The organism is Myroides sp. LJL116, from assembly GCF_054871685.1.
This window is the reverse complement of record NZ_JBTXLR010000027.1, coordinates 1-14,051: the sequence shown is the minus strand read 5'-3', so window position 1 is coordinate 14,051 and position 14,051 is coordinate 1. Positions and strand designations below refer to the sequence as shown.

General features: G+C 31.4%; 14 protein-coding genes. 10 read left to right on the top strand and 4 right to left on the bottom strand.

Annotation, left to right across the window (positions count from 1 at the left end; genetic code table 11):
- Positions 1-1,139: 1,139 nt before the first annotated feature.
- From ACYSNM_RS13210 to ACYSNM_RS13195, 4 genes are all read left to right on the top strand, one after another.
- The gene (locus ACYSNM_RS13210; protein WP_461757347.1) at positions 1,140-1,604 is read left to right on the top strand and encodes a helix-turn-helix domain-containing protein; all 465 of its coding nucleotides are present in this window, start codon (positions 1,140-1,142) and stop codon (positions 1,602-1,604) included.
- Between the two features lie 66 nt (positions 1,605-1,670).
- A complete protein-coding gene (locus ACYSNM_RS13205; protein ID WP_461757346.1) occupies positions 1,671-2,072 on the top strand; it encodes a (deoxy)nucleoside triphosphate pyrophosphohydrolase in 402 nt (133 codons plus the stop codon).
- 90 nt (positions 2,073-2,162) lie between these two features.
- Positions 2,163-3,149, top strand: a complete 987-nt coding sequence (locus tag ACYSNM_RS13200) for a dimethylarginine dimethylaminohydrolase family protein (protein ID WP_461757345.1) — start codon at positions 2,163-2,165, stop codon at positions 3,147-3,149.
- 460 nt (positions 3,150-3,609) lie between these two features.
- Positions 3,610-4,557 (top strand): ADP-ribosylglycohydrolase family protein, encoded by a 948-nt coding sequence (locus tag ACYSNM_RS13195; RefSeq protein WP_461757344.1) that lies wholly within the window; start codon positions 3,610-3,612, stop codon positions 4,555-4,557.
- A gap of 146 nt (positions 4,558-4,703) precedes the next feature.
- On the opposite strand, the gene ACYSNM_RS13190 is transcribed toward ACYSNM_RS13195, so the two are convergent.
- From ACYSNM_RS13190 to ACYSNM_RS13180, 3 genes are all read right to left on the bottom strand, one after another.
- Complete coding sequence (locus tag ACYSNM_RS13190) at positions 4,704-5,489, bottom strand: hypothetical protein (protein WP_461757343.1); 786 nt, start codon at positions 5,487-5,489, stop codon at positions 4,704-4,706.
- Positions 5,490-5,513: 24 nt separating this feature from the next.
- The gene (locus ACYSNM_RS13185) at positions 5,514-6,461 is read right to left on the bottom strand and encodes an ADP-ribosylglycohydrolase family protein (RefSeq protein ID WP_461757342.1); all 948 of its coding nucleotides are present in this window, start codon (positions 6,459-6,461) and stop codon (positions 5,514-5,516) included.
- Positions 6,462-6,574: 113 nt separating this feature from the next.
- A complete protein-coding gene (locus ACYSNM_RS13180; RefSeq protein WP_461757341.1) occupies positions 6,575-7,480 on the bottom strand; it encodes a helix-turn-helix transcriptional regulator in 906 nt (301 codons plus the stop codon).
- 198 nt (positions 7,481-7,678) lie between these two features.
- Here ACYSNM_RS13180 and ACYSNM_RS13175 point away from each other — a divergent pair, with 198 nt between their 5' ends.
- From ACYSNM_RS13175 to ACYSNM_RS13165, 3 genes are all read left to right on the top strand, one after another.
- Positions 7,679-8,902 (top strand): PDDEXK-like family protein, encoded by a 1,224-nt coding sequence (locus ACYSNM_RS13175; protein WP_461757340.1) that lies wholly within the window; start codon positions 7,679-7,681, stop codon positions 8,900-8,902.
- Between the two features lie 65 nt (positions 8,903-8,967).
- Positions 8,968-9,153 (top strand): hypothetical protein, encoded by a 186-nt coding sequence (locus ACYSNM_RS13170; protein ID WP_461757339.1) that lies wholly within the window; start codon positions 8,968-8,970, stop codon positions 9,151-9,153.
- 290 nt (positions 9,154-9,443) lie between these two features.
- Entirely contained in the window at positions 9,444-9,677 is a 234-nt protein-coding gene (locus ACYSNM_RS13165; protein WP_461757338.1) for a hypothetical protein, read from the top strand.
- A 423-nt stretch (positions 9,678-10,100) separates the two neighbouring features.
- Here the strand turns inward: ACYSNM_RS13165 and ACYSNM_RS13160 are convergent, their stop codons facing one another.
- On the bottom strand, positions 10,101-11,312 hold the full coding sequence (locus ACYSNM_RS13160) for a gluzincin family metallopeptidase (RefSeq protein WP_461757337.1): 1,212 nt from the start codon (positions 11,310-11,312) through the stop codon (positions 10,101-10,103).
- 161 nt (positions 11,313-11,473) lie between these two features.
- Here ACYSNM_RS13160 and ACYSNM_RS13155 point away from each other — a divergent pair, with 161 nt between their 5' ends.
- The 3 genes from ACYSNM_RS13155 to ACYSNM_RS13145 all read left to right on the top strand — a co-directional run bounded on the left by ACYSNM_RS13155 (position 11,474) and on the right by ACYSNM_RS13145 (position 13,587).
- On the top strand, positions 11,474-11,878 hold the full coding sequence (locus ACYSNM_RS13155; protein WP_461757336.1) for an ADP-ribosylglycohydrolase family protein: 405 nt from the start codon (positions 11,474-11,476) through the stop codon (positions 11,876-11,878).
- Positions 11,879-12,127: 249 nt separating this feature from the next.
- Positions 12,128-12,499, top strand: a complete 372-nt coding sequence (locus ACYSNM_RS13150; RefSeq protein WP_461757335.1) for a hypothetical protein — start codon at positions 12,128-12,130, stop codon at positions 12,497-12,499.
- Positions 12,500-13,077: 578 nt separating this feature from the next.
- Positions 13,078-13,587, top strand: coding sequence for a hypothetical protein (locus ACYSNM_RS13145; protein ID WP_461757334.1), 510 nt, complete (start codon positions 13,078-13,080; stop codon positions 13,585-13,587).
- The last annotated feature ends 464 nt before the right edge of the window (positions 13,588-14,051 follow it).

Here is a 14,051-nt window from a genome sequence, read left to right as displayed (position 1 = left end):
TATATTGAATGAATCAATAGGGATAACTCTTACCTACCAACAGATGTTTTCATCATAGATGTAATGGTTGGTTAAATTGATTAAATAAGTTTGTTGTAAAATAATAATTGAAATTTCCGAAGTAAATCCGGTGGACGTTTGTTGTGATTAAGACCAAAGTTGAGGTATAGCTATATATTCCATGCTGAGGTGGAAACTCCATTCAAGCAAGGATGCAATAGCTCATTTACTACAGCAGTAAAACTGCAAATAGCCTCATTTTGGACGGTTAATGATCACAGACTATAAAGAAGTAGACGTCAAAAAAGACTTTCTTCATAGTGAATATAATAGGACAGTAGTGTTCTAAAAAGATACTACGTCTTTTCCTAGTAATTGCTCATCGGGGAGAGAAGCAATAAAACCTACTAGGCAAATATTTTAAAGTGCAGGCTTATAACGAAATACTGTCTGGCTTACACTCTTGTTTTTTCTCTAGGTAGCTAAGTAATTTACTTAGCTACCCCAATTTTCATACTTTCTCAATTACTTATGTATTGGCATTTTCCTTTTGGAAAAATGCAAGAAAGGCTATACTTTTAGAGTGCGAATCAAAAATTATAATCTTCTTACTTAAAACACTTGTGTTTTGAGCAAAGCTGTATTACAATAAAACGAAATACATCGTAGACTATTAATCCTTGTAATACTTACTAAGGAGCTTTTTTATTGCTAGAAGTTTTCAGAAAAGGTCCTTTTTACAAAAAAGCACTTTTGATGAAATGTCTATAAAATAAAAAATCGCTCACATAGATTATGAACGATGTTTTTTATATGAATAAACCCTAGTATAAAACATGGAGCGGCTCATAACTCTATTTCGAGGTGTCCTACGACCTTCATTTAAAATAAATGATTTGCCAACAGAGAACTATATGAATACCGCTCGCATGCAATACAAAAGTACGAAACTTTAATGCACGGAGCGATACCAATGGTCTCCTTGTCGGCGTGTAGGACTTTCGAAACAAGAAAAAACATCGTTAACAACCTTTATAGGGTTGAAATATCGCTTTTGTTATAACAAAGATACGAATATTAATTTAAGATACAAATATTTTATATGTAAAATATTTGTATCCAATAGTAGGTATGAGAATATGTCATATAAAAAGAGAATTGGAGAAATTTTAAGGGTAAAAAGAGAAGAAAAAGGTTATTCTAAATCAAATATTTCTTATATGTGTGGTTTTGCTGAGTCAACAGTTATAAAAGTTGAAAATGGAGAAGCCTCAAATGTTGACTTTTATGTAGAATATGCTAAAGCAGTAGGCTATCCACTAGCTACTTTAACAGACTTTAATATTCCTTTAGTTCCTAAAAATCCTTTAACCGAGGAAATGTTGAAGAGTATGCAAATTACTGGGCATATTCGTAAATTAGTTAAGAAGGGATACTTTAACGAACCACGAAGATCGGGCGAGGTCCGTACTGCTTTATTAAGAGAGAATTTAATTGATAAAGAAATGACTAGTAGTCGTGTATCTAGCCTATTGAGAAATTTGGTTGGTGACGGTACTATTAAAGCTAAGAAGAAAGGTAATATCAATTTATATTTTAAATAAACTAATGGAAAGGTTAGGTGCTTTATAGGGCGTCTAACGTAAATTTGCTTTTAAAGAAACAAACAAATGAAAACTATTGAAGTAGTAGCAGCTATTATCCTATATAATAATCAGATCTTTTGCGCCCAGAGGAAATACAGTGATAAAGAGTATGCTAGTTTCAAATTTGAATTTCCAGGTGGAAAGGTAGAAGAAGGTGAAACCAACACGCAGGCTCTCATTCGTGAGATTAAAGAAGAGTTATCTTGGGAAATTACGCCTTGTTCTCTTTTTACTACAGTAGAGTATCCCTATAGTGACTTTAATCTATTGATGCATTGCTATATATGTAAGGTAGATACGCTAGAGTTTACTTTAAATGAACATCTAAGCTATAGATGGTTAAATAGAGAGGATTTACTTTGTTTAGACTGGGCTGCGGCCGATAGTATCGTTGTTAAAGAATTAATGGCTAAAGACAGTTTTTAAGTCAGTGAGTCTTATTTTTTCTATTAATAAGTGTAGAATTGTACTAATAAGATAGTCGGTAGTAATTTTCAAAAAGCAATCTTTAATGTTATGATGTCAACAGATAGAATATTTGTAGAAAATGAGTTTGCACCTTTGAAAAAGGTAGTTCTCGCAGCTAGTGAATTTGGATATTCTTTAGAGGTAAGACAGGAGGATCTTCGCTTTTTAGATGAATCAAGTATAGAGGATTCATTTATCCACAGAGGAAAAGACTTCAAAGAGGCACATCCTATTGCTCAGCGTAAGTGGGAATTAGAACGTAGTAATTTTAAAAAGGTTCTTCAAGGCCATGGAGTAGAAGTGATAGAAGCTCGTAGGTTAACCGAGGCAGAAAAGAAGTTCGACCCAAAAGATGGATATGCTAATTTCTTTACTAGAGACCCTTTCTTTGTAATTGGGAATTGTGTAATTGAGGGTAGTATGCGTTTTTTACATCGAAGACATGAGATATGGCCGCTACGTGATTTATTATGGGAAAACGTAGAAAAAGCAGATTGTATGTATGTAGCTGCCCCTTTTCCTCAAGTAGCAGATCAAGAAGATCTCACTTTAGGTAATGGTCCATTTATAGAAGGTGGAGATGTACTGGTATTAGGGAAACATATACTTGTGGGAAGCTCTGGATTAGCCTCAAATGATAGAGGTTTTAAATGGCTTTCTAAATTAATGAGTCCTTTTGGATACACCTTAGAAAAGGTACGACTTCATAAAGATATTTTGCATTTAGATTGCGCTTTGGGTTTAGTAAGACCAAGCTTAATGGTAATTTGTAAAGAAGCATTTTTAGATGGTATACCTAGTATACTACAAGATTGGGATGCAATTGAGGTTACTTTAGAAGAGGCAGGAAATTTAGCAACTAATGGATTACCTATCTCCCCAGAGGTCTATGTCACTGACCCTGTATTTAAACACATAGGAGATCGAATAGAATCCTATGGTGTAAAGGTAGAGTATGTAGATTTTGAAATCACCCGAAGTTTTGGCGGTTCGTTTCGCTGTAGTACACAACCTTTATTGCGTAGTTATGAGTAGGAGCTTTTACTGATAACTAGAATAAATCACATTCTACATTTATATATAAACGAAAGCTAATTAAAATCCATTTTAATCTTTCGATTTAGGTCGACTTATATACTTATAAAGATCATATTAAACTTGATTTTGAAGTATTTAGGTTGATTATCTACGTCCTCTTTTATAAATGTGTTTTAAAAGGAAAGGTTAGTAGCGTAAATATGTTCAATATTAAGCTCTAAATTTAGACCTCTTGTTACAGGGGACAATTCTTGTATATACTTATCAGGCTCTGCGGATGTAAATACTTTCTAGCCGTTGAATATTTTTTTATTCTATTTCAAAGAGTAATCAAAAGTTTTGATTTTATTGTGAATTACAGAAAAATGTAAAAAAAGAAAGAAAGTCTTTCTTTCAACTTTGGGTTGCGATATTCTTGTTTTAGTTTTATGCACTAATTTTTAAAATATCTGTGTAAATGTCCAATCTAGCCCAAGATATCCTTTTTGGCGTAGCTGTAGCTGACGCATTAGGTCTTCCAATTGAATTTAAGTTCCCAAATGAAATAGATATAGACTCTGTTGCGAGTAATTATCAAAACGAGCCCAATCGGTTAATAGGTTTTGGCTCTTGGTATAAACCTGTTGGAACCTTTAGTGATGATTCCTCTCTTACTTTATGTACAGCAGAATATTTAGCTAATGGTGAATCTAACTTAGATGATCTTTTAGATCGTTTTAAAGATTGGATGAAAGAAGGGTATTGGACTGCGGATGGAGATACTTTTGATATTGGTAGAACCACTTTATTTGCAATTGAAAACTTCGCCTATGGAAGCAATTGGCAAAACTGTGGAATGAGCAATGAGAACGACAATGGAAATGGCTCTCTAATGCGCATTTCGCCTCTTGTTCTACCACTCTTATATGATTCTAGCATAATAGATCCATATAAGTATATAAGCCAGTTTAGTAGTTTAACTCATGCTCATAAGATAGCGGTGGACTGCTGCTATATATACCTTATGTATGCTAAGCATCTCGTAGTGTCTAAGGACGCCCATCTTGCTTATGAAAATCTTATTACAGATTTAAGTGCAACCTATAGAGAGAATGAGTATTTCAAACGCATCTTCTCTAAGGACTTTAAACAAACGGATCCAAGTGTGTTTAGCAATAGAGGTTTTGTAGTGGGAAGCTTAGAGATTTCCTTACATACGATTCTAACAACACAAAGCTATAAAGATGCCATTCTTCAAGTAATGAGTATAGGAAAAGATACCGATACTAATGGTGCTATTACTGGGGCACTTGCTGGTATTTTGTATGGTTACCAGAGTATTCCAAATGAGTGGCTAAAACCATTAAAAAGAAAAGAAGGTATACTAGCTTTAGCTGATCAGCTAAGGCTAAAGTATAGGTTATAAAAGGGGATGTAATAAAAGACTAAAAGCCTTGATTATAATCCTTTTTAAAAGATTTGAATCAAGGCTTTGTTTTGATATAAAAGTAGTAGAAAATACTGCTATGTGCCATATTTTTAAGTATCTTTTTGAGAAAGAATCTAGTCAGATTAATGAGACATAAATTGCGTAATTTGTTTTGCTAATTCCTCAATCAGATCTCGTGATACTCCCATACTTAACTGATTTGTATGGATTACTAATTTTTTAGGGTTTTCAAGGTCGTCGAAATGGATATTAATATAGTTAGTTTTTCCAATGGAAATCATCTTTTGATATTTTACATTAAATATTTTCTCAATATTTATCTTATGATCTCTTACATAATGGCCTGCAGCAATAATAACAACTGGAAAGCTTTGATAAAAATCATCTCTCAAAAATTCTTGTCTTTGAGTGAGACTTTGTTGTCTATTCTTTTTATTAGTATCCTTACTATATTGAGCTGACTCATCACTAAACTCTGTAATAAAGGCCTTTTCGTGAAAGTTGATATAATCACTTTTTTTGTTGCAATTAAATATACTATCAATTATTTTTTGATACTTACACCAAGTAGAGCTACTTCCTCCTTCGCCTCTTATAATATCTCTTTGTTTATTTCTGGATTCTATCTTATTGAGTTGCCCTTTATATGGATACAAAGGATTATAATCTTCTTCTAAATAATTTGGAGACCAGTTTGCAACATCTTCTTGAGTAATTTGATCACTTATATTTTTAATCCATTGGTCATTGTTATTTTTTACTTCTCTTAAATACGCCTCCTTATTGGTAATTTGATTAATTGCAGCTTCTTTTCCTATAAATAGAATAGAACTATCTGGATTACCTTTTCCAATATATAGGTTTTGTGGATTATTATTAATTAAATTTTTTAATTTACTGTAAATCATAGTTTTGTTTTTATAAAGTTGAAACTAATATATGGCTTTTAAGTAGTCATTAAGCTTTTTCTCTAATACCTCTTTGTTTACTAATCCTTCTACTAATCCATTAGGGATGGTATCAAAACCAAATTTTGCTCCTAAGATAGCTCCACTTACGCAGGCATTAGTATCTGCATCACCTCCTTGGTTAATTATTTGAAGTAAAGGGGTTTCGAAATCCTTTCCATGGTAATAGGCCCAGAGTGCACATGCCATGGTTTTTAGTGTATATCCCATGGAATGCGGGTCATCTAGGTTTAAATCTTCTAAATTACCATAGTATGCCTTATCAATATATTCTCCAATGCTTAAGGAGTACCTATTTCCTAATTCTTTTAGCTTATCTATGTGTATGATGTCATTTTCTTGTAAAAGTTTCCCAATGAGATAACATACTATTACGCAAGACCCAACACATCGAGGATCAGCATGAGTTACTCTTGCAATTATTTCAGCATTGTTTATAATAGTTTCTGTATTGGAATAGGATAGAGTTCCCAGGATAGAAGTTCTCATTATTGCTCCATTAGAGGCATTTTTCATACTACTCATTTTCCAAACTAATTCGGCTGCTTTAATTGGGTTTTTAGTAAAGCCAGGCATTGAGAGTACTTTTTGTGTACTAGAACCTATTCCCATAGGGACTCCTTTATACCAGGCATATAGATGCTGAGCAAAGTTTAATGGATCTACACCTTTACACTGAATAATGGAATCACATAAAGCAAGAAACTGATCTGTATCGTCTGTCCAATCACCCGCTACCCAGCGCTTTCTATGATTGTCTTGAATAATTTGACTGTATCTGCTTAATCCTTGCGGGTAAGTAGTAACAACCATTTCTTTACTTAGAAATTCGCTTCCTAATCCAAGGGCGTCTCCAATTGCTTGACCATAAAAGACTCCTTTAATTTTATTTGTAAGAGCTAGTGATATCATTAAAATAATAGTTTTGAAAGAATTAAAAGCTTAAATAAACTTAGTACCCTTATTATTGTAAACATGCTTATTCCTTTAAAGGTGTTGTTTATATTTTTTTAAAGGCTCCTTATTTAAAGATGTTTTTCATTTGGATAATACATCCTATAAAGTGCTAAGGCTTTTTGTTTGGCTTCTTCTCTAAGAGAAATAGGTTCTATAATCTGGCAGTTAGGGCCATTTTTCATTATTTCTAATAGAAAGTCATTGGTTGGATGAATGAATAACTCCACTGTGAAGGTATGCTGGCTTTCACAGATGATTTTTTGGGATTTATGTAAGGGTAGAGATTTTACGTAGTTTTTTTGTTCATTGGCAAATTCTAGAATTACTTTGGTGGGTTCACCATAGGTTTCTATACCAAAGGAATGTTGGTAATAATTTTCCACATCTATTGCAGGAGTCTGTTTTTTTTCTTCCTTAATAGTAAGGTTGGCAATTCTATCTAAACCAAAGTTTCGAAAGTCTTTTTTGTCTAGATCATATGCTAGTAGATAGAATCTGTTTTGAGACTCTTTTATTGCCTTTGGTACACATGTTCTAAAGCTAGGCTGTTTCCAATAGCTTGTATGATCAAAGGTGATAATTGAGTTATTTTCTATTGCATCAAAGATTCCTTTGAAAAAGTTTTGTCCACTTGATTTTCTGTTTTCTAAAAAGAGATGTTTTCCAATCCTATCTTTATTTCGTAAGGCAGACATAATAGTATAAGACTCTAATAATCTTTCTAGATGACTATCTTGATGATTGTCAATTATTTCATATTGCAGGCTTCTATTATTATATTTTATTTGTACACCCCATAATTCTTCGATTTCTAAACAATCTCTTCTAAAGGTTCTCTGACTAATATCGTAGTGATAATCTAAAGACTCTTCATATCTAAATAATTGTTCTTTGATTTGCTCAAAACTCATCGATCTTTTACTGAGTAAGTCAATAATAATAAAGTGTCTCTTGATAGATTCCTTTCTAGCCATAGTGGTGTGTTTTTTAAATCTTTGTACAAATGTAACTTTAGCAGCGGACAAAATATGTCCTTTGATAAAGTTATTTTAGATTATCTTACTTATACATGAAATATTACTGCTAGTAGCTTATAATGAGGAGCTAAAAAGAATTGTTTTCATTATTGTTTTAAGTTAAATTCGTACTTATTAACTGGTTCATTTAATTATATGAATATCCTACAATCTATTCAAACTATAAATAGTTTGATTTCTAAATACAAAGAGATCTCTAATGTAAATGGGGAGAATTATAATGTATTCAAAATTATTGGCTTAACTACCAACGAGCAAAGAGTTCATTCTGCCTTTTTAGCCAATTTATTAGACCCTAAGGGAAGTCATGGTTATGGTACTGTTTTCTTAAAGTTGTTTATAGAACAATTAGGAATTACAGGTTTTAATGTACAAGGGGCAGTACTAAAAGTAGAGCGAAATATTGGAAAAAAAACCGCTAATGAAGGAGGCTTTTTAGATATTTGTATTTGGGATAATAATGATTTCCATATCATTATTGAAAATAAAATATATGCCAGTGATCAGGAAAATCAAATGATAAGGTATTTTAATTATGGAAATAGAAGGAAACATTTTTGCTTGTTTTATCTTACTCTAAATGGATCAGAGCCAAATGTTAGTTATAGCTGTACAGATCCTATAACTGGTAAAGAGCTAGCTGTTGGACAAGATTATAGTCTATTGTCTTATTCCTTTGATATTAAAACGTGGTTGGAAAAATGCCGAGAAAAAGCTGTTACAAGTCCGTTACTACGAGAAGGTATCTCTCATTACTTACATCTTATCAATTACTTAACAAACCAAAATATGAGTTCTTTAATGAAAACAGAAGTTACAAAAGAATTAGTCAAAAGAGAAAGTGTTTTAAATTTAGCCATGCTAAAACAATCTATTCAAGATGCAGAACTGTCTATACAATTAGACTTTTGGAATAAACTAATTACTAAGTTTACACAAGAAGGTTATGAGGTTTTAGTAGGTGATTTACAAGCAGCTGTTGCTAGATACTATTCTACCTCTAGAGATAATAAGTACTATGGTATTGAAATCTTATTAAAGGAAAAAGAAAACTATCAAATTAGATATGGTATACGTATAGATGATTTGATTTATAACGGTTTTACTATCTGGGAAGTTGATAATAATGCTGTTAATCACAAACCAGAATACAGTCCTTATATTAATATTATAGAAACAATTAACTCGGAGTACGCGCAGAACGATTATTGGTTAGGATGGAAGTGGGCTAATCCCTTATTAAATTTTAAAAATATAAATGAAGATACTTGTACTTTATTAGCAAATATGGATGAGACTATAGATACTTTATTCGAAAGCTTTTCGCATGATATTAAAGCATTTTTAGAGAGGCTGTAGCTTATCTTTTTCAAGATTAAGTGAGGTGTCATCTTAAAAGACATGTTACTGACTATTTGTATCAAATGAATGATGATACTTTTAGTAATAGCCCTGTTGAATTTAAGGCAGGAACTATAGGTTCTTTTGGTAATTATCTTTTAAATACGGATAGGTCAAAGTCAGGAGAGTACAATACTATTAATGTTATCGACTTTTTTAATGAATCAAATACAGGCGGAGTGTTTAAATATTCTAAAAACTATTCATAGGGGACTTTAAAATATCAAAGCAAGTTATAATAATCAAAAGTTAGGTATAAAATACAATAAAATGGATGAATAGAGTAGTTGTTTTATTTTGCTGTTTCTTTTTTTTTGCTTGTAATAAAAAAGAACTTAAGGATTGTTTTATTAATGACAAAGATGAATATTAGGTAAAGTATTCCGATAGTGATTATGGTCCTATAGGAAGTTATTATCAATTTTATAATAATAATAAATACGATAGATTTAGAACTGATGATCAAGGTGAAAAGGTAGTTTACAAAGGAGAGGGGGACTTGATATTGGATATTAGAGATTGGAGTATTAGTGAAGATCGTATTTTGACATGGGAGGGACATAAATTTGATGTATTATTATGTACGGATGATTTTATTCTTTTATTATTTGGAAAAGATCAAAAACATGTTTTTTTATTAAAAGACAGATTTGTAAAGGACTTAAACTCTTCTCAATACTACTTCGAGAAAAGGCAGAAATATCCTGAAAAATATAAGCCCATTTGGGAATAATAATCCCTAATTACCACAAGAAAGACTCCTGTTGTAAATAGATAAGAAATCAAACCCTAGCTGTAATAAGTTGGGGTTTCATGTTTTTATAAAGCTATAGTATTTTTATCAAACAAAAAATTGTGCGGATTCTACGCGGTGGTTGGATGTGTTTAAACTCCCCCAACCTAAACTAACTAAGAAGTCCTGCCAACTTTAAGAAGAAGTCCTAAAAGCAGTTGGGAACGGAGAGATTATTTAAATAAAAAATACTTTTAAAAGATGGGGGTTTTAGGAGCTAACACATAGAATTTGTATAGAATGAAGTTAAAGCGCACAAAACTCAGTTATGGGGAGAATATCTATAATGTATTGATAATCTTATGCTACTTGATCTACAGAAAATCTACTTAAGGGCTTTTCCTTACCCTATTGCAACTTTTATTAAATCTCTTTCTTAAATTGTTTCAAAGTATTTTGATCTGCATAAATACAAAGTGTTTTAAGAAGATCTTGCGTTGTGGAGATTCTTTGAGTATAGGTAGACTTCAAGAAGTTTACCATGTTATCTTTTCCTATTTTTTGTTCCAGTTTATACAATATATATGGATATTTTAGATAAACAGTAGAATACCAGTTAGGGTCACTTGGAGTTAATTGAGAAACTTTAAAAGACTCTTGAGAAGCTAATTCATATTCTATTAAAAAGTCATCAAAGTCATTTTTCGATAATTTTTCTTGCATCCATTTTATTGTTGAAAATTCCGCAAAAGATTCATTTAACCAATCTTCATAAGTTCCAAATGAGGCATTGTTCCACCAAAGGTGTCCGATTTCATGGGCTAGTGTTTTTTTATCACTAGGTGTAAGTTCACTATTTAATGATAAAGAAATAAATCCTTTTCTAGCATAAGACATTGGATGCTCAAATGAATTTATAGCTACAATTAGATTTTGAGAATCATTTTGACCAAAAATACTTTCATAAAAATTATATACATTGTCAGATGTATGTTGAATAGTGTTTATTTGCTCTTGTGAAAGGCCAGTTCCATAAAATTTTATTGTCTTATTTTTACCGGTGAAAACTTGAAATTTATCAGAGAGTATTACTGGGATATCTATGTAGTTATCCTGGTTGCTAATTAAAGTCCTATCCTTTTGTTTTGAAATATTTCCAGGACTAATTACCTGATAATTTTCTGGAATTTTAAAACTTAGCTTATAAGAGTAGTTTTGATCATTTAAATTGATAGGAAACCAGCCTGTATAAAGGCTTAATTCAATCCAATGAGGATTATATTTAAATGTTGGGTTTTCTATTTGATCAAGGGGGTAGGAATACTTAATCTCAAGAATGAAATCATCTTCAAAAGTATTTTTGATAATAATTTTTTTAAAATCGGGAAGAAAGTCGGAATCACTTTCTGTTTTAAAAGGTATTGATTTCCCAGCTATTTCTATTTTTTCAATCGTAGCATTTTTATTTAGATTAAAGTAAAATTCGCTTTTATTAGAATTTACATAAAACATTTTAAAGACAGCATTTAAAGTTTTTGAAGAGTCAATTAAGATCTCACCGTCATAACTTTGGATTTGTTGAGCTCTGGCAAAGTTTGAAAGTAAAATAATTATTAAAAATAAGTTTAAACGCATAGTTTTTGGCATTGTTACTAATGTTGAATTTTAAGCTTCTGTATACTATAAAGTACTGTCTAGTAGCTTCTTTAAAGGAATTGCTTCATGTTTGATACCAATATGAGGGCTTTTTTGTGTCCATACAATTAGAACGCAATTAATCTTACTATATATACCTTATGTATGCTAAGCATCTTGTAGAAACTAAGGACGCCCATCTTGCTTATGAAAATCTTATTACAGATTTAAGTGCAACCTATAGGGAGAATGAGTATTTCAAACGCATCTTCTCTAAGGACTTTAAACAAACGGATCCAAGTGTGTTTAGCAATAGAGGATTTGTAGTGGGAAGCTTAGAGATTGCCTTACATACAATTCTAACAACACAAGGCTATAAAGAGGCCATTCTCCAAGTAATGAGCATAGGAAAAGATACTGATACAAATGGTGCTATTACTGGAGCGCTTGCTGGTATTTTGTATGGTTACCAGAGTATTCCAAATGAGTGGCTGCAACCATTAAGAAGAAAAGAAGGTATACAAGCTTTAGCTGATCAGCTAAGGCTAAAGTATAAGTTATATTAAGTAACTTAATACAATACTAAAAGATGTAATTACAGGTTTTAAAGATAGATTTGTACATAAAGTTTATACAGGAGGTTTTGGATGCTTTTTACTTCTTTTATACTACGGATGGCTATTATTACTTATTAAAATGAAGTAGCTGGTACCTATTGATTTATTATTGGTATAGCATGTGAGGATAAATCAGGTAGGGTGGTCTGTAATGTTTTAATTATATTTATGTTTACGTTTAATTTTACATCTAGTTCTATGAGAAAAGGATTATTATTTCTACTACTAATAGTAGGGGCATATACACAAGGACAAGCACAAACGGTAAATGGTATTCCACTAAAAGACTTAGATATGGAATATATTCAGATAGTAGGATCCAGTAAAAATCTAAGTAACAAAGTTACCGTGGAGTTAGATTTTGGACAGGATACAAAATTTTTCGGATCCAAGAAGCAAACCCTTCTAACTGATGAAAAGGGAAACAAGATTGTGTTCAATTCTATGATAGATGCTTTAAACTTTTTATCTTCTCATGGATTTGAATTTGTTCAAGCTTTCTCCACTGCTAGTGAAACCAAGGTCATGTATCATTACTTATTGAGAAAAAGGGATTTTGCTAAAAAGTAGGAGGTTATACTGAATAATAAAAGGGTTTTATCTTGGAATTTACCTCAGACTAGGATATTGTTTGGTTGTTCAATGTCAAGTAGTTATTTGTGGTTGAGTGATTATTTTTAACAAGAGTATAGGTACTCTAAAATAAAGCTATGAAGTGCATTAATGAAAAAGAGCGTATTTGTCCTGATGGGATATTAGAAAAATTAAATTCCAAACCCTAAAAATAACATTATAAAAACAGAAGAAAATATTAAGCAATCAGGAAGGGGAGAGTTAATTCGTGATAAGCGGTAAACTAATTTATCTCAAGAGGATATAAAGCAAATCGACGACCTATTGTAAACTGAAATTCCATAGGCAGTTATTTCACCTCTTATTACCTATGGACTAGTTGGTTTTCTACTGACCTTGAAGGTTAAAATGTTTTACATAGGTAGTCCATATGTCCAAAGTAATGTAGTAATTTATAAATTTCACTCCAGCTTATTTAGGGGCTAATAGACAGAGACTTAATTTTATGGGAACTGTTAAAGGAGCAAAGTTTAAGACATCTATAAACGGAAATAACAGAAGCAATGGATATAAATATGAAAAGCTTGATAATCCAAGTAAATAAGTTTGGGATATTTATTAAACTAATATTTATAAGTTATTCCTGTTCAGTTAAAAGTAAAAAGGATGAGTTTGTTAGCTTTTTGACTAATAATTCAGAAAAAGAATTATGGGATTGTTTTTATACAGACAGTTTGGTAGGACAACGAAACGATATTTCTTATTTGTTTTATAAAGATGGACGTTGTGAAATATATACAATTGGTATAAGTAAGGGAGAAAGGTATGCTCAATATTCTGATAGACCAGAATGGGGAATGCTTAATGATAGTGTTATAGCTATGCTATGTTATGATAAGTATAAAATACTTTTATATTCAAATGACTCAATTTTTTTAAAAAAACTCGAAGATCCTGGAATTGATAGAATATATAAATTATATCGGGTTAAAGGAGATTGGAATATTAATAAAGAAAATATAATAAGAAGGGATACTTTGTATACAAAACTTGAAAAACTAAATAATCCCTGTATTGTTTATTAAATTTCGGACTTTAACTAGATCGTGTGGATTTCCAGTCCGCGTGTATAAAGTAATGAAAGAGCAGAAGCCCTGCTAATCTAGCGGGGCATTGTTGCTTTATAAGATAGACTGAGTTTTTATTTTGGCTATAAACACATCAATGATCAAGAAGATGTGATTGCGGTCTGTTTCTTCAAATTTAAAGATTCATTGATTGAGCATGGTGCATTAAATGAATTTGTATTTGAAGAACTAGAATGGTTAATAGAGTCAATTTGTTTTAAAAATAAGTGATAAAATATTCCCTATTTATAAAACGCTAGACTGCCACACGAATCTTTCGAGTGGTTGTAAATAAGACACTGTACCATAAACTGTGTAAGTATAAAAATCTGCTTGGGTAACTAAGCAGATTTTTTTATATATTTAATATTTAGACAGTTATGGATACAAAGAAGATTATCTCCGATGAAGTTTTCAAGGGC

Bases quoted from the DNA above. Each gene is read 5' to 3' on its own strand.
- ACYSNM_RS13210 (WP_461757347.1), top strand. From the start codon at position 1,140: ATGTCATATAAAAAGAGAATTGGAGAAATTTTAAGGGTAAAAAGAGAA.
- ACYSNM_RS13205 (WP_461757346.1), top strand. From the start codon at position 1,671: ATGAAAACTATTGAAGTAGTAGCAGCTATTATCCTATATAATAATCAG.
- ACYSNM_RS13200 (WP_461757345.1), top strand. From the start codon at position 2,163: ATGATGTCAACAGATAGAATATTTGTAGAAAATGAGTTTGCACCTTTG.
- ACYSNM_RS13195 (WP_461757344.1), top strand. From the start codon at position 3,610: ATGTCCAATCTAGCCCAAGATATCCTTTTTGGCGTAGCTGTAGCTGAC.
- ACYSNM_RS13190 (WP_461757343.1), bottom strand. From the start codon at position 5,489: ATGATTTACAGTAAATTAAAAAATTTAATTAATAATAATCCACAAAAC.
- ACYSNM_RS13185 (WP_461757342.1), bottom strand. From the start codon at position 6,461: ATGATATCACTAGCTCTTACAAATAAAATTAAAGGAGTCTTTTATGGT.
- ACYSNM_RS13180 (WP_461757341.1), bottom strand. From the start codon at position 7,480: ATGGCTAGAAAGGAATCTATCAAGAGACACTTTATTATTATTGACTTA.
- ACYSNM_RS13175 (WP_461757340.1), top strand. From the start codon at position 7,679: ATGAATATCCTACAATCTATTCAAACTATAAATAGTTTGATTTCTAAA.
- ACYSNM_RS13170 (WP_461757339.1), top strand. From the start codon at position 8,968: ATGAATGATGATACTTTTAGTAATAGCCCTGTTGAATTTAAGGCAGGA.
- ACYSNM_RS13160 (WP_461757337.1), bottom strand. From the start codon at position 11,312: ATGCGTTTAAACTTATTTTTAATAATTATTTTACTTTCAAACTTTGCC.
- ACYSNM_RS13155 (WP_461757336.1), top strand. From the start codon at position 11,474: ATGTATGCTAAGCATCTTGTAGAAACTAAGGACGCCCATCTTGCTTAT.
- ACYSNM_RS13150 (WP_461757335.1), top strand. From the start codon at position 12,128: ATGAGAAAAGGATTATTATTTCTACTACTAATAGTAGGGGCATATACA.
- ACYSNM_RS13145 (WP_461757334.1), top strand. From the start codon at position 13,078: ATGAAAAGCTTGATAATCCAAGTAAATAAGTTTGGGATATTTATTAAA.